The sequence below is a fragment of the Nakamurella deserti genome, assembly GCF_003260015.1.
GTDB lineage: Bacteria > Actinomycetota > Actinomycetes > Mycobacteriales > Nakamurellaceae > Nakamurella > Nakamurella deserti.
On the sequence record NZ_QCXS01000002.1, the window covers coordinates 2,225,770 to 2,246,352 of the forward strand.

Here is a 20,583-nt window from a genome sequence, read left to right on the forward strand (position 1 = left end):
GACGTAGCCCTCGGCGGCGAGCGCTTGGGCAGCCGGTGCGGCCTGGGTGAGAACGGTCATTGTCCTGGGGTCCCCGGTTCGGCTCGGGTGAGTCTGGGAGGCGGTGGCGAAGCGGCGGGTGGGTCAGTACTTCAGCAGGTTCGCGTCGTCGATGGAGGCGCTGCGGCGGCTGCGGAAGATCGACATGATGATGGCCAGCCCGACGACGACCTCGGCGGCGGCGACGACCATCACGAAGAAGGCCATCACCTCGCCGTGCAGGTTGCCGTTGATGCGGGAGAAGGTGACCAGCGTCAGGTTGACCGCGTTGAGCATCAGCTCGATGCACATGAACACGACGATGGCGTTGCGACGGACCAACACGCCGACGGCCCCGATGCCGAAGAGCAGCGCGGACAGCAGCAGGTACCAGGTGGGGGTCATCGGTTCTCCCTCTCCGACCGCGGCTGGGGACGCGCCGGCGGACGGCCGGCGGTGAGCTCGGACGTCTCGGACGCGGTGTCGCCCGCGTGCCCGACCTGCTCCAGTGGCGACAGGTCCCGGTCCTCCCGGTGCCGTCGGGCCACCTGTTCGCTGACACTCTGCTCGACCAGCGACGACACCGACTCGGGGGCGACGGTGCCGTCGGGCAGCAGCGCCGGGGTGGCGTTGGACGACGAGGTGGCGAACACGCCCGGGCCGGGCAGCGGCGACATCCGGCCCGACCGCATCCGCGCGCGGACCATCTGCTTCTGACTGCGCTTCTGGCCGGGGGTGCGCTCCACGTGGGCCAGCACCATCGCGCCCAGCGCCGCGGTGATCAGCAGCGCACTGGTGAGCTCGAACGGGAACAGGAACGTCGTGAACAGCTCCTCGGCGATGGCGCCCATCTCACCGCGTTCGGCGATCGCACCCTGCAGGCCGAGCGGCTCGATCCCCGACAGCGCGTGCACCAACCCGGTGACGAGCAGCCCGACGAGCCCGATGCCGACCATGAGGGCCGCGACCCGCTGACCGCGCAGGACCTCGATGATGGAGTCGCCGGAAGCGCGGCCGGTGAGCATCAGCACGAACAGGAACAGCATCATGATCGCGCCGGTGTAGACGATGATCTGCACGAAGCCCAGGAACTGGGCGCCCTGCACCAGGTACATCACGCCGATCGAGAGCATGGTGGAGGCCAGCCACAGCGCCGAGTGCACGGCGTTCTTCGCGAACACCATGCCGATCGCGCCGAGCAGGGCCAGCGGACCGAGCACGAAGAAGGCGATCTGTTCGCCGGTCCCCGCGGCGCCGGTCAGGGCGTCCGGGTTCACCGGGCCGCCCCGTGCTGGACCGGCGTCAACGGCAGCTTCTGCCGCAGGAGCTCGGGCCCGTGGACGTAGTAGTCGTCGGAGTCGCCGAGCCGTAGCGGGTGCGGCGGCTGCTCCATGCCGGGCAGCAGCGGGGCCAGCAGCATGTCCTTGGTGTAGATCAGCCGCTGCCGTTCGTCGTCGGCGAGCTCGTACTCGTTGGTCATGGTCAACGAGCGCGTGGGGCAGGCCTCGATGCACAACCCGCAACCGATGCAGCGCAGGTAGTTGATCTGGTAGTTCGCGCCGTACCGCTCGCCCGGTGAGTACCGCGCCTCCTCGGTGTTGTCGCCGCCCTCGACGAAGATCGCGTCGGCCGGGCACGCCCAGGCGCACAGCTCACAGCCGACGCACTTCTCCAGCCCGTCGGGGTGCCGGTTGAGCTGGTGCCGCCCGTGGTACCGCGGTGCGGTCGGCTCGGGGTTCTTGGGATAGTCCTCGGTGACCACCGGCTTGAACATGGTGGCGAAGGTGACGCCGAAACCCTTGACCGGATCGAAGACGGACATCAGGGCCTCCCTTCCTGGGCGACGGACGACGCGGCGGCGGCCGACGGTGCGGTGGGTACGGTCGTCCGCTGGGCGGGCGCGGGGATGCGCAGGTCCAGCGCCGGGATCGGGTAGCTGGTGGCGGCCGGTCGGACGACGGTGGGCAGCGCCGTCCCCGGCGGCGCGTCGAGCAGGTCGTCGTCGTAGACGGTGCCGTCGTCGTCCGGGTCGTCGTCCGCAGCCGCCTTCGCGGGCCAGAAGAACGCCACGACGAGCAGCACCAGGACCGGCCCGGCCATCCAGAGCACGACCTGGCCGGTGCTCAGGTCGGTGGCGTTGTTGAGCACCCGAGCGGTGCCGACGAGCACGATCCAGGCCAGCGAGACCGGGACGAGCACCTTCCAGCCCAGGGCCATGAACTGGTCGTAGCGGATGCGCGGCAGCGAGCCGCGGATCCAGACGAAGAAGAACATCACCAGGACGACCTTGATCAGGAACCAGACGAAGGTGATCCAGCCGCTGTTGGCGCCGTCCCACAGCGACAGCGGCCACGGGGCCCGCCAGCCGCCGAGGAACAGCGTGGTGGCGATGGCCGAGACGTTGATGACGTTGATGTACTCGCCGAGGAAGAACAGCCCGAACCGCATGCCGGTGTACTCGGTGTTGAAGCCACCGACGAGCTCACCCTCGGCCTCGGCCATGTCGAACGGCGCCCGGTTGGTCTCCCCGACCATGGCGATCGCGTAGACCACGAAGCTGACCGGCAGCAGCCAGAAATACCAGCCGTGCTCCTGCTGGGCGACGATGCCCGAGGTGGACAGCGTCCCGGAGTAGAGGAAGACGGCGACGAAGCACAGACCCATCGCGATCTCGTAGGAGATCAGCTGGGCGGCCGAGCGCAGGCCACCGAGCAGCGGATAGGTGGAACCGGAGGCCCAGCCACCGAGGGCGATGCCGTAGACGCCGATCGCGGCGAAGGCCAGCACCGCCAGCGCACCGGCCGACAGGTCGGTGAGCTGCAACGCGGTCTCGTGGCCGAACATCGTCACCGGCCCGCCCATCGGGATGACGGCGAAGGTGAGGAACGCCGGGATCGAGATCATCAGCGGCGCGAGGACGAACACCACCCTGTCCGCCCCGGACGGGATCATGCCCTCCTTGAAGATGAGCTTCACCGCGTCGGCGACGGGCTGCAGGATCCCCCACGGACCGTTCCAGTTCGGGCCCGGACGGTGCTGCATGCGGCCGACGACCTTGCGTTCGAACCAGATCGCGAACAGCGTCATCAGCAGCAGGAAGACGAAGACGCCGATCGCCTTGATCAGCATCAGCCAGACCGGGTCGCCGGCGAGCAGCCCGGCGACGGAGCCGTCGTCGCTCATGTGGTCCTTCCCTGGGAACGCGGAGACGGTGCGGGAACGCTGATCTCGACGGGGTCGCCGTGCTGCGCGCCGAGCACCCCGGCGAGCGGGAGGCCACCCGGACGCCCGGGCAGCCACACCACGTCGTCGACCATCTCGGAGACGGCCAGCGGCAGCGTCACCGCGCCGCGCCCGCCGCGGACGGTGATCTCGGCGCCGTCGGCGAGGCCGAGCCGGTCGGCGGTCGCGGCACTGAGCCGCGCGAGGTCGGGTCGAGCCGTGCCCGCCAGGTGCGGCTCGCCGTCGAGCAGCGCACCGCCGTCGATGGCCGTCCGCCAGGTGGCCAACCGCAGCCCGGCCGGCGAGCCGGTCCGCGACGGAGAACCGAGCGGGGCGGGCGCGCTGCCGGCCCGGCTGCCCAGCCGGCGCAGCTCGCCGGCCGCGGCCCTGGGGGTCTGGGTGTACAGGTCGACGTCCATCTCCACGCCCAGCGTGTCCAGGATGCGGCCGTCGTCGAGCATCCCCTTGCCGGCGACGGTGGCGTCGAACGAACCGAGCCGGCCCTCCCAGTCGAGGTAGCCACCGGACTTCTCGACCGAGGCGGCCACCGGGAAGACCACGTCGGCCAGCGCCGTGACGGCGGTGTGGCGCAGCTCGAGGCTGACCACGAAACCGGCGGCGGCGATGGCGTCCCGGGCGGCCTCCGGATCGGGCAGGTCGTCGATCGACACCCCGCCGATCAGCAGCCCGCCGAGGACGCCGTGGTGCGCGGCGGCGAGGATCTGCGCGGTGGTGCGGCCCGGCTCGGTGGGGAGGCTCGCGCGCCACAGGTTCTCCACCTCGGCACGGGCCGCGTCGTCGGCGACCGGTCGACCACCCGGCAGCAGGGCGCCGAGCGCACCGGCGTCGACCGCACCGCGGTCACCGGCTCGGCGGGGCACCCAGGCGACCCGGGATCCGGTGCGCTGCACCAGCTCCGAGACCGCCGACAGCAGTCCGGGCACGTCGGCGGCGCGTTCGCCCACGAGCACCACCGTGTCACCCGCGACCCGGCCGGCCAGAGCCCCGCCCGGGTCGGTCAACTCCTGCACGACCCGCGGCTCGTCGCCGGGTGCGGCGGGCACCAGGGTGCCGCCGACCTTGCCCAGACCCCGGGACGCGACCGCGGCGACGGCGAACACGGAGGTCCGCGAGCGCCGGAACGCCTTGCGCAGCCGCAGGAACAGGATCGGTGACTCCTCCTCGGGCTCCAGCCCGACGAGCACCACGGTGGCGGCCCGCTCGACGTCGGCGTAGCTCACGCCCCCGCCGTCCGGTCCGACGCCGGCCACGTGGTGGGCCAGGAAGGCGTCCTCCTCGGCGCTGCCGGCCCTGGTGCGGAAGTCGATGTCGTTCGTGCGCAGCGCGAGTCGGGCGAATTTCGCGTAGGCGTAGGCGTCGGTGACGGTCAGCCGCCCGCCGGTCAGCACCCCGACGCCACCGCGGTCGCGGGCCTTCGACAGGCCCTCCGCGGCCGCGGCCATCGCCGCCGTCCAGGACACCTCGACCAGCTCACCGGCGTCGTTGCGGGCCAGCGGACGGGTCAACCGGTCGGGGGCGGCGACGTAGGTGAAGCCGAAGCGGCCCTTGTCGCAGTTCCACTCCTCGTTGACGTCGGGGTTGGCGGCGGCCATCCGGCGCATCACCTGACCCCGCCGGTGGTCCACCCGCAACGAGCAGCCACTGGCGCAGTGTTCACAGGTGCCCGGGGTGGACACCAGGTCGAACGGCCGGGACCGGAAGCGGTAGGCCGCCGACGTCAGCGCACCGACCGGGCAGATCTGGATGGTGTTGCCCGAGAAGTAGCTCTGGAAGGGCTGATCCGGACTGATCCCGATCTGCTGGCTGGAGCCACGCTCGATGAGGTCGATGAAGCGGTCGCCGGCGATCTGGTCGGAGAACCGGGTGCAGCGCTGGCACAGCACGCAGCGTTCCCGGTCCAGCAGCACCTGGGTGGAGATCGCGATCGGTTTGGTGAAGGTGCGTTTCGCGTCCAGCAGACGCGACTCGGCGGCGCCGTTGGCCAGCACCTGGTTCTGCAGCGGGCACTCGCCGCCCTTGTCGCACACCGGGCAGTCCAGCGGGTGGTTCAGCAGCAGGAACTCGAGGTTGGAGCGCTGCGCCTTCTCGGCCACCGGCGAGCTGATCTGGGTCTTGACGACCATCCCGTCGGCGACCTCCTGGGTGCACGAGGCCTGCGGTTTGGGCATCGGCCGGCCGCCCATCTCGACCTCCACCAGGCACTGCCGGCAGGCTCCGACCGGAGCGAGCAGCGGATGGTCGCAGAACCGCGGGATGGCGATGCCGATCCGCTCCGCGGTGCGGATGACCAGCTCGCCCTTGGGCGCGACGACCTCGACACCGTCGACGGTGACGGTGACGTGGCCCTCCGGGACAGGCGTCTTCGCCGGCCGTTCGCCGGCCCTCGAGTCCGGCGCGTTGGCGGTGTTGGTGTCCACCTTCGGTACCGCCACCGGCGGGTTCGCGCTCGTCACAGCAGTTCTCCCGGGAGGTAGGGCTTCATCAGTGCGCGCCGACGAGCTGGTCGGCGGTGACCGGCGGGGCGGTCGCCCCGCTGACCAGGTCCTCGAACTCGTGGCGGAAGTGCTTGAACGAGCTGAGCACCGGGGTCGCCGCGGCGTCGCCGAGCGCGCAGAACGAGCGGCCCGCGATGTTGGACGCGGCGTCGGTGAGGGTGTCCAGGTCGGCCGGGGTGCCCTGTCCGGAGACGATCCGGCGCAGGATGGCGACCAACCAGCCGGTGCCCTCGCGGCAGGGGGTGCACTTGCCGCACGACTCGTGCTTGTAGAACTCGAGCCACTTCCACACCGCCCACGGCACCGACACGGTCTCGTTGAAGCACATCAGCGCGGTGGTGCCGAGCATCGAGCCGGCCGCGGCGACGTCGTCGAAGGACAGCGGCACGTCGAGCTGGTCGGGGGTGAAGATCGGCGTCGACGAGCCCCCGGGGGTGAAGAACTTCAGCGGGATGCCGTCCTTCATGCCGCCGGCCATCTCGAGCAGCTGACGCAGGGTCGTGCCCATGGGTGCCTCGTACTGTCCGGGGCGGGTGACGTGACCGGACAGTGAGTAGATCTTGGGGCCGGGCGACTTCTCGGTACCCATGCTGCGGTACCACTCGGCGCCGCCGAGCACGATCGGGGCGACGCTGCAGATGGTCTCGACGTTGTTGACCACCGTGGGCGAGGCGTACAGGCCGGCCACCGCGGGGAACGGCGGCTTCAGCCGCGGCTGACCGCGGCGGCCCTCCAGCGAGTCCAGCAGCGCCGTCTCCTCGCCGCAGATGTAGGCGCCGGCCCCGGCGTGCACCACGATCTCGCAGTCGAAGCCGCTGCCCAGGATGTCCTTCCCGACGTAGCCCCTTGCCCGGGCCTCGTTGACCGCGTTGACCATCCGCCGCAGCGGGTGCACCGCCTCGCCGCGGATGTAGATCGCGCAGAATTCGGCGCGGATGGCGAAGCAGGTGATGAGGCAGCCCTCGATGAGCGAGTGCGGGTCGGCCATCATCAACGGGATGTCCTTGCAGGTGCCCGGTTCTCCCTCGTCGGCGTTCACGACGAGGTAGTGCGGCTTGCCGTCACCCTGCGGCAGGAACGACCACTTCAGACCGGTCGGGAAGCCGGCGCCGCCACGGCCGCGCAGGCCCGAGGCCTTCATCAGTTCGATCAGCTGACCGGGCTGACCCTGCAGCGCACTCCGCAGCCCCTGGTACCCGTCCAGCGACTCGTAGGTGTCGATCGTCCACGAGCGCGGTGACGCCCAGCGCCGGGTGAGAACCGGCGAGAGCGGTGCGGCGACCGGCTTGTCGGCCGCGTCGGTCAGCGGAGTGCTCACGGTGGTCCCCTACTTCTTCTCGGGCAGTGGTGGCAGTGCGGGCGTCGTGTCCGGCATCGCCGGCGCCCGCCAGTGCTGCTGTTCGGCCAGGGTCGACCCGCGCAGCGTCGGCACGGTCGCCGACGGCCCGCCGACGGCGGTGTCGAGATCGGTGTACACGCCCGCGATCTGGAGCTCGGTGTCGCGGAAGTCGGTGAGTGGCGCACCCCGAGTCGGATCCGGCTTCTCACCGCGCTGCAGCGCCTGCACGAGGTCCAGCGCCGAGTCCGGGCTCTGCTCGTCGTAGAACTCGTAGTTCACCGTGACGACCGGCGCGTGGTCACAGGCGGCGAGGCACTCCGCGTGCTCCAGCGTGATGCTGCCGGGCGCGCCCGGGGTGCCGGCGGTCCCGTCCGGCGCCACCCCCAGGTGCCGGGTCAACGTGCTCAGGATGGCGTCGCCGCCGAGCACCGCGCACAGCGTGTTGGTGCAGACGCTGACCAGGTGCTCACCGCACGGCTGCCGCTTGTACATCGTGTAGAACGACGCGACCGCCGCCACCTCGGCGGTCTCCAGCCCGAGGTGCTCGGCGCAGAACCGCAGCCCCGAGACGGAGACGCAGCCCTCCTCCGACTGCACCAGGTGCAGCAGCGGCAGCAGCGCCGAGCGGCTCTGCGGGTAGCGGGCGATGATCGTCGCCGCCCGCTCGGAGGTCAGCGCGCTGAAGATGTGGCCGGTCTCGAGGAACTCGGGCAGGCCGATCCGGTGCGAGGTGCTCACGGGGCGCCGCCTTCCTGGCCGGGTTTCGGGGTGATTCCGTTCGCTGAGCGGGCGCTTTCACCCCGGAACCGGGACGGGGGACGGCGCCTCGTCTCCGTCACCTCTGGTCTGTCCGGCATCCGGCTCACCGGTCCACCCCGCCCATGACGGGGTCGATCGACGCGACGGCGGCGACGAGGTCGGCGATCATGCCGCCCTCCGACATCGCCGGCATGGCCTGCAGGTTCACGAAACCGGGGTCCCGCAGGTGCACCCGCCACGGACGGGTCCCGCCCGCCGACACGAGGTGGCAGCCGAGCTCGCCGCGGGGTCCCTCGATGGCGACGTACGCCTGGCCCGGCGGCACCGCGAAACCCTCAGTGACGAGCTTGAAGTGGTGGATGAGGGCTTCCATCGACTGGCCCATGATGTGCCGGACGTGCTCGAGCGAGTTGCCCATCCCGTCGGCACCGATCGAGAGTTGGGCCGGCCACGCGATCTTCGCGTCCGCGACCATCACCGGAGAACCCTCGACCTCACCCAGCTTGTCGATCGCCTGCTCCATGATCCGCAGCGACTGCCAGATCTCGGCCAGCCGGAGCTTGAACCGCGCGTAGCAGTCGGCCTCCTCGAGCACCGGCACGTCGAAGTCGTACTCCTCGTAGCCGCAGTAGGGCTCGGTCTTGCGCATGTCCCAGCCCAGGCCCGCCGACCGCAGCACCGGACCGGTGATGCCGAGCTGCATGCAGCCCTCCAGCGGCAACACCCCGATGCCCTCGGTGCGGGCCTTCCAGATCGGCTGCCCGGTCAGCAGTTTGTCGTACTCGGGGAGCCGCGACCGCATCACCTCGATGAACTTCCCGGTGCGCTCCCGGTAGCCCTCCGGCAGATCCTGGGCGACCCCGCCGGGCCGGATGAACGCCATGTTCATCCGCAGGCCGGTGAAGAACTCCATAAGGTGCAGCGCCTCCTCCCGCTCGCGGAAGCCGGCGGTCATCCCGGTCAGCGCACCCAGCTCCATGCCGCCGGTGGCCAGCGCGACGAGGTGCGAGGAGATGCGGGTCAGTTCCATCAGCAGCACCCGGATGATGGTGGCGCGCCGGGGAACCTCGATGTCGAGCAGCTTCTCGACGGCCATGCAGTAGACGGCCTCGTTGAACGCCGGCGACAGGTAGTCGGCGCGGGTCACGAAGGTGACGCCCTGCGTCCAGGTCCGGAACTCACAGGACTTCTCGATGCCGGTGTGCAGGTAGCCGATCACCGAGCGCGCCTGCGTGACGGTCTCGCCCTCGATCTCCAGGATCAGCCGCAGCACGCCGTGGGTCGACGGGTGCTGCGGACCCATGTTGACGATGATCCGCTCGTCCTCGGCGAAGTTCTGGTCGGCGACGAAGTCGTCCCAGTCGCCGCCGGTGACGGTGAACACCCGCCCCTCGGTGGTGTGCGTCTCCTGGGCCGGACGCGCGGCCCGGGGTTCGTCCAGCGTGCTCATCCCGATCCTCCTCGATCGCCCCGACGCGACATCGCCGATGTGCCGGTGGTTGTCATGTGTACGCCCGTCGCTGGTCGGGCGGCGGGACCTCCGCGCCCTTGTACTCGACCGGGATGCCGCCGAGCGGGTAGTCCTTCCGCTGCGGATGGCCCTCCCAGTCGTCCGGCATCAGGATCCGGGTCAGCGCCGGGTGCCCGTCGTAGATCAGCCCGAACATGTCGTAGGCCTCGCGCTCCTGCCAGTCCGCGGTCGGGTACATCTCGACGGCACTGGGCAGGTGCGGGTCGGACACGTCGACGCAGACCTCCAGCCGGACGCGCCGCCGCCAGGTCATCGACGTCAGGTGGTACACCGAGTGCAGCCGCTGCGGGACACCCTCGCCGTAGTCGACACCGCTGATGGACGAGCACAACTCGAACCGCAGCTGCGGCTCGTCGCGCAGCGCCCACAGCACCCCGGTGAGGTGCTCGCGGGCCACGTAGAAGGTGATCTCGCGGTGGGCGACGGTGGTCTGGTAGACCGCCGACGCGGGCACGCCCCGGCGGCCCAGGGCGGCCGCGAGCTCGTCGGCCACCTCGTCGAACCACCCGCCGTACGGGCGCTCGCTCGGAGCGGGACTGTAGGCGGCGCTGACCAGGCCGCCGAAGCCGGAGGTGTCGCCGGAATCGCGGGCACCGAACATGCCCTGGCCGCCGCGCCCGGTCACCGGGGCCGCGGTCAGCGACAACAGCCGCCGCCCGGCCGCGCCCGACGGGGTGGTCCCGACGGCGGCCGGCACCGTGGTGTCGACGGCGGCGCCCTGGGTCTCGGCGCTGACCGCGTCCGCGCTCGCCGCCGCGGTGGAGTCGACCTGCCCGGGGGCCGCCGGATTGGTCGGGACGGCCTCCACCGCAGGCTCTCCCGAGCCCGGTACCCGGCCCGGACCGGTCACAGCTTCTTCCCGTACTTGACCGACGACGCGACCAGCTCGGTGCGCCGGTCCCCCCACTCGGCGGCCCGCTTCGGGCCCATCGGATCGTCGAGGATCTTCGCGTGCAGCTTCAGGATCGCGTCGATGAGCATCTCCGGACGCGGCGGGCACCCGGGCAGGTACATGTCGACCGGCACGATGTGGTCCACGCCCTGGACGATCGCGTAGTTGTTGAACATCCCGCCCGACGAGGCGCAGACCCCCATCGAGATGACCCACTTGGGCTCGGCCATCTGGTCGTAGATCTGCCGCAGGACGGGGGCCATCTTCTGCGACACCCGGCCGGCCACGATCATCAGGTCGGCCTGCCGGGGGGAGGCCCGGAACACCTCCATACCGAAGCGGCCCAGGTCGTACCGCGGGGCGCCGGTCGTCATCATCTCGATGGCGCAGCAGGCCAACCCGAAGGTGGCCGGGAACAGCGACGCCTTCCGGGTCCAGTTGACGAGCTTCTCGACACTGGCCAGCACGATCCCGTTGGGCAGCTTCTCTTCGAGTCCCACTGCGGCGCCTCCCTTCTCGATTTCATCGTTGAAATACGGAGCAGAAATGCAGGTGGTCGGGGCGGGCCCGGCCGGTCAGTCCCAGTCGAGCCCGCCCCGCCGCCACACGTAGGCGTAGGCGATGAAGACGGTGCCCATGAAGATCGCGATCTCGACGAGGCCGAGGATGCCCAGCGGGATGGCCGACGCCGCCCACGGGTACAGGAACACGATCTCGATGTCGAAGATGATGAAGAGCATGGCGGTCAGGTAGAACTTCACCGGCAGCCGCCCGGACGCGCCCGCCGGCAGCGGCGTGGGTTCGATCCCGCACTCGTAGGCGTCGAGCTTGGCGCGGTTGTAGCGGCTGGGCCCGATCTTGTCGGTGACCACGGTGGCGTTGGTGACGGCGAACCCGCCCGCCACCACGAGCAGCAGCAGGATCGGCAGGTAGGCACTCAGCTCCACGGGAAGCCCTCCTGGGTCGCGACGGTGCGAGACGGCGGGCGGCTCTGCCCACCGCGGGGTGCGGGGATCGGCGGCACGGCGGCCGGCCGATCGGCACCGGGTCGGCGTGTGCACGCCGGCCCGCTGCCGATCCGCCGGAACGACGGGGTGCGGATCGTGGTCACCGGCGGACGACACTGTCCGCCGGCGGGGAGCATCGCCGTGCTCCCCGGGTCGTGGTCACCGGACACCGGGCACCACCTTCGTCAGCCCGACGACGACCCGGTCGGCCCAGTCGCCGTCGTGCGTGTCGTACAGCCCGGCCAGCAGCTTGAGCACCAGGTACATCAGCCGTTTCCGGGGCAGGCCCAGTTTCGTCGCCGCCGCCATGATCTTCGGCTGGCCGATCAGCTTGGAGAACGCCGATCCGAGTCGGTAGTACTGACCGAGGTGCTCGGTCATCGCGACCGGGTACCCGTGCAGCGCGGACTCGCGGCTCGGGCCCTCGGGACGGCCGAGGGCCTGCAGGACGACCTCGGCGGCGATCGCCGCGGATTCCATCGCGTAGGCGATGCCCTCCCCGTTGAACGGGTTGACCATCCCGCCGGCGTCGCCGATCAGCAGCAGCCCGTCCTTGTAGTGCGGGGTGCGGTTGAAGCCCATCGGCAGCGCCGCACCCAGGATCGGGCTGCTGGCGGTGTCCTCGTTGAGCTGCCAGTCACCGGGGGTGCCGGCCATCCACGTCCTGAGCAGCGCCTTGTAGTCGGTCCGCCCGAACGCCTTCGACGTGTTCAGCACGCCGAGTCCCACGTTGACCGACCCGTCGCCCATCCCGAAGATCCAGCCGTACCCCGGCATGAGGATCGGGTTGGCCGGATCGCTGCGGTCCCACAACTCCAGGTGCGACTCGAGGTAGTCGTCGGAGGTCTTCACGTCGCTGTCGTAGTACCGGCGGACGGCAACGCCCATCGGGCGCTTGTCGTTCTTCTGCAGGCCCAGACCGAGCGCGGTGCGGGCGCTGACCCCGTCGGCGGCGATGACCAGCGGGGCCGAATAGGTGACCGGGCCGGCCGCGGTCTTCGCGGTGACCCCGGTGACGCGGCCGGTGACGTCGTCGACGACCGGGCCGGTGACCGTGGTGGCCTGACGCAGCCGGGCCCCGGCCTTCACGGCGAGGGACGCGAGCATCTCGTCGAAATCCTTGCGTGGGCGGACGAGGCCGAACGGCGGGAAGTCGGCCAGGTCGGGCCAGTCCAGCTCCAGGGTGACACCGCCGCCGACGACGCGCAGGCCCTTGTTCTTCATCCAGTCGTCACCGCTGACGTCGACGCCCAGCGCCAGCACCTGCTTGACCCCGCGGGGCGTCAGACCGTCGCCGCAGACCTTCTCCCGGGGGAAGGTGGACTTCTCCAGCAGCAGGACGTCGATCCCGGCGCGGGCGAGGTAGGTGGCGGCGGTGGCACCGGCCGGCCCGGCACCGACGACGATGACGTCGGCGCTGTGGTCGGTCGAGGGCGCGTGCATGTTCATTCCGTCCATGGTGCGGCCCCGGGGCGGCGGGCCCGGGGAGCGAGCTTGTGATTCGTTTCACGAGCTCGACCGTCCCAGTGTAAGCCGCGCCACACCCCCCACCGCCACCGACCCGCCCGCGGATGATCATGGTCGGCGGCGCGAGTCCAGGGTCCCGCCCGGTGGGTCGCGCGGCAGGCGGGGCGCGACCGCGGCGGTCCCGCTCCCACCGAGGGCGGCGGGACGCCACCCGGGGGGAAGCACGGCGCATGCCGCGACGGGGGCGGCGACCGCGGCGCACCGGCGGCCGGGTCAGGAGGTGGCGGCCAGCAACGTGCGCAGCGCCCGCACGGCGTCGCGCACCCGGCTCTTGAAGGTGCCGAGCGGGATGCCGAGCATCGAGCTGGCCTGGGCGTAGGTGTGATCGGTGAAAAAGGCGTAGACCAGGGCCTGCTGCCGCACTTCGCTCAGCCGGCCGATCGCCGCACGGATCTCCTCCACCTCCGTGGCGGCGAGGATGCGCTCCGGGGTGTCGTCACCGGGGCGGCGGTAGGCGTTGCGGGTCCAGGCGGTGTCGCGCCGGCGGGCGCCCTCCGTGGAGCGCACCCGGTCGACGGCCCGATGATGGGCGATCGCCATGATCCACCCGGTGCCGGCGCCGCGGCCGGGGTCGAAGCTCCCCGCCTTGCCCCAGATCTCCAGGTACGCCTCCTGGGCGACATCCTCCGCCTCGGCGACGTCACGGATGAGCCGGCGGCAGACGCCGAAGACCCGCGACGACGTGAGGTCGTACAGCGCGGCGAACGCCTCCGCGTCACCCGCGCCGATACGCACGAGCAACCCGTCGACGTGTCGCTGGAATTCGGTGCGGACGCCGACCGTGGTCGGCGCCGGCTCCGTGCAGGTGGGAGTGGCCACCATCGTCTCCGTACGTCCGCCCGGGATCTCCACTACCGTCCCGGCGCCGAGAGCGGCCGTCGGGCAGGGGATCTCCACGGGGGATGGATGACCGCCGGTTCTTGGACGTGTCGTGCACGAGCACAGCACGCCCTCGACGCGGGCACAGCAGGTCGGCGGGGTGACCGCCCGTCCGCCAGCGGAAAGCCACCGAATGCACGAAAGGGGTCACCCTGCGTCACCTGAGCGTGGCGAGCCGGGTCATCCGGCCGGGGTGGTCACGCAGCCCTCCACCACGGCCGTCACTCCGTCGCGGGCGCGCCGGACGCCCGCACGGAGACCGGCGTCGGCCACCGCCTGGGCAGTCAGGGGCGCCTGGTCACGACCGGTCTCGATCAGCAGCCGGCCGCCCGGGGCGAGCCAGCCGGGCGCGTCCGCCGCCACCCGGCGGTGCAGCGCGACCCCGTCCGGGCCGCCGTCCAGGGCGGTCGGCGGCTCGTGGTCACGGGCCTCGGGGGGCATCGACGCGATCGCCCCGGTGGGCACGTACGGGGCGTTGACCGCCAGCACCGTGACCCGTCCGCGCAGCGCGGGCGGCAGCGGGTCGTAGAGGTCACCGAGGTGGACGGCGGCCCCGAGGGGGTCGAGGTTCTCCGACGCACAGGCCACCGCCACCGGGTCGATGTCGGCGGCGTGCACCTCGAGCCCGCCGGTCTCGGTCGCCAGCGCCAGCGCCACCGCGCCGGACCCGCAGCACAGGTCGACCAGGACATCGCCCGGGCGCAGCACGGCGGCGGCACGGTCGACGAGGAAACCGGTCCGCCGGCGCGGGACGAACACTCCCGGCCGCACGCGCACCCGGATGCCCCGGAACGCCGCCCAGCCCAGGACGACCTCGAGCGGTTCGCCGGCGACGCGGCGGGCGAGCATCGCCCCCAGATCGCCCTCCCCATCGCGGGCGGCCCGCCACAGCAGCCGGGCCTCGTCCTCGGCGAACACGCAACCGGCGGCCCGCAACGTCGCGGTGACAGCGGCGCGGGACGGCGGGGCGGCGGCCATCCCGGCATCGTGCCCGGACGGCGTCACCGCGGCGACCGCTTTCCGGCGAAGCGCGTCGACTCATCCCAGAGCCATCCATGCACCATCCCGGCGGATGGTGTACGGTGATGTCATCGACCGGGAGAGGATGGTGGCATGGCCGACGGCATCGAGAAGACCGAGAAGATCACCATCAACCTGGGCCTGGTCGACCTCGGCGAGATTGACCTGCTGGTCGCCGAGGGGTTCTACGCCAACCGCACCGACTTCATCCGCACGGCCATCCGGCGCCAGCTGGAGACCCGCTCGGGCGCGGTGCGCGACACGGTGGCCCGGCGGACGTTGGAGCTGGGCACCGTGCACCTGACCCGCACACAACTCGAAGCCGCCCGCGACGCCGGCGACACCGTCCGGCTGCACGTCCTCGGCCTGGGCAGCATCGCCGACGACGTCTCCCCCGAGCTCGCCGCGGCCACCATCGCCTCCGTCGAGGTGCTCGGAGCGTTCCGGGCGTCCCGCGCGGTGAAGGCCGCCCTGGCCGACCGCACCGCCTGAGCGACCCACCCCACCGGTCCCCGTCGGCCGTCTTCCCGACGGCCGTGCCCCACCCCCGCGTGACCCGTCACGCCCTCGTTACTGATGCACGCCCACTATCTCTGGAGCAGCCATGTCCGATCTGACCGCCACCCTCGCCCGGGCCCGCCGCATGATGGCCGACCTGCCCACTTCCGGCGCGACCGGGTCGCTGCCCGATCCCACCGGGATCCTGGGCCGGCTCGGACTCTCCGCCACATCCGCCGCATCCGCCGCATCCACTGCTACGACGGCCCCGGTGGGCGAACGGTTCTCGTCCCTGCGGACCGCCTTCGCCGGTGCACCGCAGGCGCTCTCGTCACTGCCGCAGGGTCTCGGCTCACTGCCGCAGGGATTTCCGGGCCTCGCCGCCGGTGCCGGTGGGGCGCGGCACGGCGACCGGGCCGCGGCGGCGGCGGCGCCCGGCGGCCGCCTGGAGCGGCACACCCACCGCGGGACCGCGGGCTCCCGCGACTACGAGCTGTACCTGCCGACCGGACTCGACGGCACGCCGGTGCCGCTGGTGGTGATGCTGCACGGTGGCACCCAGGACGCGACCGACTTCGCCGCCGGCACCGGCATGAACGCCCTCGCCGAGCAGCACCGCTTCGTCGTCGTGTACCCGGAGCAGTCCCGGTCGGCCAACCCGAGCGGCTACTGGAACTGGTTCCGTCCCGAGGACCAGCGGGCCGGGTCCGGCGAGCCGGCCGTCCTGGCCGGCATCGTGGCGGAGGTGACGGCGCGGCACCCGGTCGACGCCGCGCGGGTCTACGTGACCGGGCTGTCCGCGGGTGGCGCGATGGCGGCGGTGATGGCCGCGACGCATCCGGAGCTGTTCGCCGCCGCCGGCGTGCACTCGGGACTCGGCCACCGCGCCGCCACCGACGTCGCCTCGGCGTTCGGGGCGATGTCCACCGGCGGATCCCCGACACCGGGTGGCTCCGTGCCGCTCATCGTCTTCCACGGAGCCGCCGACAGCACCGTCGCTCCGGTCAACGCGGAGAAGATCGTGGCCGCCCGGGTGGCGGGGACGCGCAGCACCGCCACGACCTCCCGCGGCAGCGACGGTGGCCGCAGCTACCGGCGGACCACCCACACCGGGGACGACGGCAGTGTGATCGCCGAGTCGTGGCTGATCGACGGGGCCGGGCACGCCTGGTCCGGCGGCGACCCGGTGGGCAGCTACGCCGACGCCCAGGGACCCGACGCCTCCGCGGAGATGGTCCGGTTCTTCCTCGCCCACCGGCGCTGACCGGGGAGCACCCCGGCCGAGCCGGCCGGGGTCAGCTCTCGTCGCGGATGGCGTGGTGCAGGGCGACGACGCCGAAGGTCATCTGCCGCCAGGCGACGCCCGTCCAGCCGGCGGCGGCGATCGTGCGGCCGAGGTCCTCGGGGTCCATCCACGCCTCGGTGGATTCGGCCAGATAGGTGTAGGCCGCCGGGTTGGTGGAGAAACGGCGCGCCATCATCGGCAGCACCTTCCGGAGGTGGAAGCGGTGCCCGGCCCGCAACGGCGCCAGCCGCGGACGCGACACCTCGCAGACCAGCAGCTGCCCGCCGGGACGGGTGACCCGGGCGAACTCGGCGAGTGCGGCGTGCGGGTCCTGCACGTTGCGCAGGCCGAAGGAGATGGTCACCGCGTCGAAGACGCCGTCGGCGAAGGGCAGGTGCATCGCGTCCCCGGCGACCTTGGGCACCGTGCGCTTGCGGCCGGCGCGCAGCATCCCCAACGAGAAGTCCAGGGCGACCGCCCAGGCGCCGTGCCGGGCCAGCTCCGAGGTCGACACCGCGGTGCCGGCGGCGACGTCGAGGACCTTCTGGCCGGGGAACAGCTGCAGCGTGCGGACCATGTGGCGTCGCCAGCGGCGATCCTGGCCCAGCGAGATGAAGAGGTTGGCCCGGTCGTAACCGCCGGCCACGTCGTCGAACATCTCCGCGACCTGGTGGGGGTCCTTCTCCAAGCCGGCGCGTCCCATAGCGCCCCACCTTACCCAGCGGGGGTCGCCGGTCCGGGTGTGCGCAGGACCGGTCCGGTTCCCGGCGGTGGCCCGGGAACGCCGCACGCCCCCGCACCGGGGGAACCGGTGCGGGGGCGTGCGAGGGGAACTGCGGTGGAACCGTCAGGCGGTGGCGCCGACCGGGACCCGGGTGGGCTCCTGCGGGCTGAGGCCGTCACCGTTCGGTCCGTTGTAGCGGTCGAGATCGAGGATGCCCTCACGCTTGGCCACGATGACCGGGATCAGCGCCTGGCCGGCCACGTTGGTGGCGGTGCGCATCATGTCCAGGATCGGGTCGATGGCGAGCAGCAGGCCGACGCCGGCCAGCGGCAGACCCAGGGTGGACAACGTCAGCGACAGCATCACGATGGCGCCGGTGAGTCCGGCGGTCGCGGCCGAGCCGACCACGGAGACGAAGGCGATCAGCAGGTAGTCGGTGATCGTCAGGTCGATGCCGTAGATCTGGGCGACGAAGATCGCGGCCAGGGCGGGGTAGATCGCTGCGCAGCCGTCCATCTTGGTGGTGGCGCCGAGCGGCACCGCGAAGCTCGCGTACTCCTGGGGCACGCCGAGGTTGCGGGTGGTGACCTCCTGGGTGACCGGCATGGTGCCGACCGAGGAGCGGGACACGAAGGCCAGCGTGATGGCGGGCCAGGCACCGGCCAGGAACTTGCGGGCCGAGAGTCCGTGCAGGCGCAGCACGACCGGGTAGAGCACGAACAGCACCAGCAGGCAGCCGATGTAGACGTCCAGGGTGAACTTGCCCAGCGGCGCCACCAGGTCCCAGCCGTAGCTGGCGATGGCGTGGCCGATCAGGGCACCGGAGCCGATGGGCGCGAGCCGGATGATCCACCACAGCACGGTCTGCACGACCGACAGCGCCGACTCGGCGAAACCGAGGAAGCTGCGGGCCTTCTCGCCGGCCTTGAGGGCGGCGGCACCGATCACGATGCCCACGACCACCAGCTGCAGCACGTTGAACGAGACCGAGGTGGTGGCGGATCCGCTGTCACTGACCGAGGTGCTGGCCTGGATACCCAGGAAGTTGGCCGGCACCAGACCGGTCAGGAAGTCCGTCCAGCTGCCGGCGCGGCCGGACCACTCGGCGTCGGCGACGGCCGCGGTGGAGAGTCCGGTGCCCTGACCGGGGTTGGTCAGCAGGCCCAGGCCCAGACCGATGCCCACCGAGACGAGCGCGGTGATGGCGAACCAGATCACCGTCTGGACGGCGAGCCGGGCGGCGTTGGCGACCTGACCGAGGCGGGAGATGGAGACGATGAGCGCCAGCAGGATCAGCGGCACCACGACGGTGCGCAGCAGCGTGACGAAGATCGACCCGATACGGGCGAGGGTGTCGTCGAGCCAGACGACCTCGAACTGCCGGGCGACGACGCCCAGCAGCGCGCCGATGGCCAGACCGATCAGGGTCTGCGCCCAGAACGGCACCGACCGCCGCTTCGCGGTGGCGATGGATGACGGGCCCGACCGGGCCACGTCGGAACGCTGTGACATTCGAACACCTTTCGTATCTCCGGTCGCAGTTCGCGGGCCCGGAGGAGAACCACGCCGCAGGTTCGAGCGGCACCGGATCGGGGGGGTGGACCTTGTGGGGCCACGGTGTGCAACCCCGGTGGGCAGGTGCCCATTCCGTGGAGTTCCGCCCGCCGTTGTGGTGCTGCGCACCCTGACCGGGGCCGGCGCACGGCCGAAACGGCGTGGATCCCCCCGCCGGGACGATGGTCACCGGCCGCGCCCTCCACCGGCGCCACTGCCACCGTACGACGCGGTGGGGGGCTTGCGGCAAGACCCCCTCGGGCGTCGAGACTGCTGACCCGGTACCGCGGACGGAGGTCGGGATGGCTCGGGTGATGGTGGTCGGCGCCGGGCCGGCGGGGATGATGCTGGCGGCCGAACTGCGGCTGGCCGGGGTCGAGGCGGTCGTGCTGGACGAGCGGGAGTCCGCCGGGCTCGTCGGGTCGCGGGGCGGCGGCATCCACGCGCGGTCGATCGAGCTGCTGGACCAGCGGGGCCTGGCCGGACGGTTCCTGGCCGCCGGCCGCACCCTGGACCGCATCACCTTCGGCGGGACCGCGCTCGCCCTGGGTGGCCTGCCCACCCGGCACCCGTACACCCTGGCACTGTTCCAGAACGAGATCGAACGGCTGCTCGCCGAGCGGCTCGACGAGCTCGGGGTGCGGGTACGGCGCGGCACCGTCGTCACCGGGCTCACCGTCGACGACGACGGTGTGACCGTGCACCGCGAGGACGGCGACCCGCTGCGCGCCGACTGGGTCGTCGGCGCGGACGGCGGTCGCAGCACCGTCCGGCGGGCGGCCGGGATCGACTTCCCCGGAGTGGACGCCACCCGCAGCACGCTGATCGCGGACGTGCGGGTGACCGGCGCACCCGTCGCCACCGGCAAGGTCGACGCGCGCGGCGTGCACGGGCTGCACCCGATGGGTGACGGCACCGTGCGGGTGGTGGTCACCGAAGCGGTCCTGCAACGCGGCCGCCCGACCCTGGACGACCTGCGCCGGGAACTCACCGCGGTGTTCGGCACCGATTTCGGCGTCCATGATCCCAGCTGGCTCTCCCGATTCACCGACGCCACCCGGCAGGCGGCCACCTACCGGTCCGGGCGGGTGCTGCTCGCGGGCGACGCGGCGCACGTGCACTCACCCACGGGCGGCATGGGCATCGGTCTCGGGTTGCAGGACGCGGTCAACCTGGGGTGGAAGCTCGCCCGGGTGGTGCACGGGGTGGCGGACCCCGACCTTCTCGACACCTACACCGCCGAGCGGCATCCGGCGGGGGCGCGCGCCCTGCGCTACACGATGGCGCAGTCGCTGTTCCAGCAGGCCGATCCGCGGCGGGAGGCGTTGCGCGAGCTGCTCGACGAGGTGCTCGCCGTCCCGGACGCCGGCACCCCGATCGCGGCCCTGGTCACCGGACTGGACGTACGCCACGACCCGGGGAACGGCCATCCGCTGTGGGGGCGCCGGATGCCGGACCTGGACCTGGACACCGCCGACGGGCCCCGCCGGCTGTACTCGCTGCTGCACCACGCGGAGCCGCTGCTGCTGGCGCTGGACGACCGGCCGCTGCCCGCGGCCGCACCCTGGGTCGGCCGGGTGCGGCGGCTGCGGGCCGGCGCGGCCGCGGAGTGGGTGCTGCCGGTCGTCGGAGCGGTCCCCGCACCGGGCGCGGTGTTCGTCCGTCCCGACGGCCACGTGGGCTGGGTGGGCGGGAACCCCGGCGGCGGGGGTGGCGACGAAGGTCTCACCGAGGCACTGGCGACCTGGTGCGGACGGCCGGGCTGAGGACCGGTCGGCCGGGGGAACGAGCCGCCGGGAGCCGGTTCGAGGA

Annotated in this window: 19 protein-coding genes; 3 read left to right on the top strand and 16 right to left on the bottom strand. The window is 72.0% G+C overall.

From position 1 onward, the window contains the following. Positions 1–123: 123 nt before the first annotated feature. The 14 genes from nuoK to DB033_RS10225 all read right to left on the bottom strand — a co-directional run bounded on the left by nuoK (position 124) and on the right by DB033_RS10225 (position 14,668). Complete coding sequence (gene nuoK / locus DB033_RS10155; protein WP_111766574.1) at positions 124–423, bottom strand: NADH-quinone oxidoreductase subunit NuoK; 300 nt, start codon at positions 421–423, stop codon at positions 124–126. Beyond that, a complete protein-coding gene (locus DB033_RS10160) occupies positions 420–1,295 on the bottom strand; it encodes an NADH-quinone oxidoreductase subunit J (RefSeq protein ID WP_111766575.1) in 876 nt (291 codons plus the stop codon). Before DB033_RS10160 ends, nuoK begins: the two co-directional genes overlap by 4 nt. After that, positions 1,292–1,840 carry an NADH-quinone oxidoreductase subunit NuoI gene (gene nuoI / locus DB033_RS10165; RefSeq protein ID WP_111766576.1) on the bottom strand — a complete coding sequence of 183 codons (549 nt, stop codon included), beginning with the start codon at positions 1,838–1,840 and terminating at the stop codon, positions 1,292–1,294. The genes DB033_RS10160 and nuoI overlap by 4 nt, the downstream gene beginning before the upstream one ends. Beyond that, positions 1,840–3,201, bottom strand: coding sequence for an NADH-quinone oxidoreductase subunit NuoH (nuoH, locus tag DB033_RS10170; protein ID WP_111766577.1), 1,362 nt, complete (start codon positions 3,199–3,201; stop codon positions 1,840–1,842). The genes nuoI and nuoH overlap by 1 nt, the downstream gene beginning before the upstream one ends. Then, positions 3,198–5,678 (bottom strand): NADH-quinone oxidoreductase subunit G, encoded by a 2,481-nt coding sequence (locus tag DB033_RS10175; RefSeq protein WP_111767391.1) that lies wholly within the window; start codon positions 5,676–5,678, stop codon positions 3,198–3,200. Before DB033_RS10175 ends, nuoH begins: the two co-directional genes overlap by 4 nt. Positions 5,679–5,742: 64 nt before the next feature. Next, a complete protein-coding gene (gene nuoF / locus DB033_RS10180; protein WP_240615824.1) occupies positions 5,743–7,074 on the bottom strand; it encodes an NADH-quinone oxidoreductase subunit NuoF in 1,332 nt (443 codons plus the stop codon). A 9-nt stretch (positions 7,075–7,083) separates the two neighbouring features. Beyond that, on the bottom strand, positions 7,084–7,833 hold the full coding sequence (gene nuoE, locus DB033_RS10185; protein WP_111766578.1) for an NADH-quinone oxidoreductase subunit NuoE: 750 nt from the start codon (positions 7,831–7,833) through the stop codon (positions 7,084–7,086). Positions 7,834–7,957: 124 nt separating this feature from the next. Next, positions 7,958–9,304, bottom strand: a complete 1,347-nt coding sequence (locus tag DB033_RS10190; RefSeq protein WP_111766579.1) for an NADH-quinone oxidoreductase subunit D — start codon at positions 9,302–9,304, stop codon at positions 7,958–7,960. A gap of 52 nt (positions 9,305–9,356) precedes the next feature. Then, positions 9,357–9,986, bottom strand: coding sequence for an NADH-quinone oxidoreductase subunit C (locus tag DB033_RS10195; RefSeq protein ID WP_111767393.1), 630 nt, complete (start codon positions 9,984–9,986; stop codon positions 9,357–9,359). 245 nt (positions 9,987–10,231) lie between these two features. Further along, a complete protein-coding gene (locus DB033_RS10200) occupies positions 10,232–10,777 on the bottom strand; it encodes a NuoB/complex I 20 kDa subunit family protein (RefSeq protein ID WP_111766580.1) in 546 nt (181 codons plus the stop codon). Between the two features lie 75 nt (positions 10,778–10,852). After that, a complete protein-coding gene (locus DB033_RS10205; RefSeq protein WP_111767394.1) occupies positions 10,853–11,218 on the bottom strand; it encodes an NADH-quinone oxidoreductase subunit A in 366 nt (121 codons plus the stop codon). Positions 11,219–11,443: 225 nt separating this feature from the next. Next, complete coding sequence (locus DB033_RS10215) at positions 11,444–12,727, bottom strand: geranylgeranyl reductase family protein (protein WP_205843874.1); 1,284 nt, start codon at positions 12,725–12,727, stop codon at positions 11,444–11,446. Between the two features lie 297 nt (positions 12,728–13,024). Beyond that, a complete protein-coding gene (locus tag DB033_RS10220) occupies positions 13,025–13,630 on the bottom strand; it encodes a sigma-70 family RNA polymerase sigma factor (RefSeq protein ID WP_157970616.1) in 606 nt (201 codons plus the stop codon). Positions 13,631–13,870: 240 nt separating this feature from the next. Next, positions 13,871–14,668 (bottom strand): putative protein N(5)-glutamine methyltransferase, encoded by a 798-nt coding sequence (locus DB033_RS10225; RefSeq protein ID WP_111766584.1) that lies wholly within the window; start codon positions 14,666–14,668, stop codon positions 13,871–13,873. A gap of 135 nt (positions 14,669–14,803) precedes the next feature. Between DB033_RS10225 and DB033_RS10230 the strand changes: the two genes are divergently transcribed. Together DB033_RS10230 and DB033_RS10235 are read left to right on the top strand one after the other, a co-directional pair. Further along, positions 14,804–15,202 (top strand): CopG family transcriptional regulator, encoded by a 399-nt coding sequence (locus tag DB033_RS10230; protein WP_111766585.1) that lies wholly within the window; start codon positions 14,804–14,806, stop codon positions 15,200–15,202. Between the two features lie 112 nt (positions 15,203–15,314). Continuing rightward, entirely contained in the window at positions 15,315–16,472 is a 1,158-nt protein-coding gene (locus tag DB033_RS10235) for an extracellular catalytic domain type 1 short-chain-length polyhydroxyalkanoate depolymerase (RefSeq protein WP_111766586.1), read from the top strand. A 31-nt stretch (positions 16,473–16,503) separates the two neighbouring features. Here DB033_RS10235 and DB033_RS10240 read toward each other — a convergent pair whose 3' ends face one another. Then, positions 16,504–17,196: a class I SAM-dependent methyltransferase gene (locus DB033_RS10240; protein WP_111766587.1), complete on the bottom strand. Its 693-nt coding sequence runs from the start codon at positions 17,194–17,196 to the stop codon at positions 16,504–16,506. A gap of 144 nt (positions 17,197–17,340) precedes the next feature. Then, positions 17,341–18,729 (bottom strand): dicarboxylate/amino acid:cation symporter, encoded by a 1,389-nt coding sequence (locus tag DB033_RS10245; protein WP_111766588.1) that lies wholly within the window; start codon positions 18,727–18,729, stop codon positions 17,341–17,343. A gap of 344 nt (positions 18,730–19,073) precedes the next feature. Between DB033_RS10245 and DB033_RS10250 the strand changes: the two genes are divergently transcribed. Further along, positions 19,074–20,537 (top strand): FAD-dependent monooxygenase, encoded by a 1,464-nt coding sequence (locus tag DB033_RS10250; protein ID WP_111766589.1) that lies wholly within the window; start codon positions 19,074–19,076, stop codon positions 20,535–20,537. Positions 20,538–20,583: the final 46 nt, after the last annotated feature.

What these genes read in the sequence shown, in the direction of transcription:
- nuoK (WP_111766574.1), bottom strand. Translation starts at nt 423, where the DNA reads ATGACCCCCACCTGGTACCTGCTGCTGTCCGCGCTGCTCTTCGGCATC.
- DB033_RS10215 (WP_205843874.1), bottom strand. Translation starts at nt 12,727, where the DNA reads ATGCACGCGCCCTCGACCGACCACAGCGCCGACGTCATCGTCGTCGGT.
- DB033_RS10195 (WP_111767393.1), bottom strand. Translation starts at nt 9,986, where the DNA reads ATGTTCGGTGCCCGCGATTCCGGCGACACCTCCGGCTTCGGCGGCCTG.
- nuoI (WP_111766576.1), bottom strand. Translation starts at nt 1,840, where the DNA reads ATGTCCGTCTTCGATCCGGTCAAGGGTTTCGGCGTCACCTTCGCCACC.
- DB033_RS10225 (WP_111766584.1), bottom strand. Translation starts at nt 14,668, where the DNA reads ATGGCCGCCGCCCCGCCGTCCCGCGCCGCTGTCACCGCGACGTTGCGG.
- DB033_RS10235 (WP_111766586.1), top strand. Translation starts at nt 15,315, where the DNA reads ATGTCCGATCTGACCGCCACCCTCGCCCGGGCCCGCCGCATGATGGCC.
- DB033_RS10245 (WP_111766588.1), bottom strand. Translation starts at nt 18,729, where the DNA reads ATGTCACAGCGTTCCGACGTGGCCCGGTCGGGCCCGTCATCCATCGCC.
- DB033_RS10230 (WP_111766585.1), top strand. Translation starts at nt 14,804, where the DNA reads ATGGCCGACGGCATCGAGAAGACCGAGAAGATCACCATCAACCTGGGC.
- DB033_RS10240 (WP_111766587.1), bottom strand. Translation starts at nt 17,196, where the DNA reads ATGGGACGCGCCGGCTTGGAGAAGGACCCCCACCAGGTCGCGGAGATG.
- nuoH (WP_111766577.1), bottom strand. Translation starts at nt 3,201, where the DNA reads ATGAGCGACGACGGCTCCGTCGCCGGGCTGCTCGCCGGCGACCCGGTC.
- DB033_RS10250 (WP_111766589.1), top strand. Translation starts at nt 19,074, where the DNA reads ATGGCTCGGGTGATGGTGGTCGGCGCCGGGCCGGCGGGGATGATGCTG.
- DB033_RS10190 (WP_111766579.1), bottom strand. Translation starts at nt 9,304, where the DNA reads ATGAGCACGCTGGACGAACCCCGGGCCGCGCGTCCGGCCCAGGAGACG.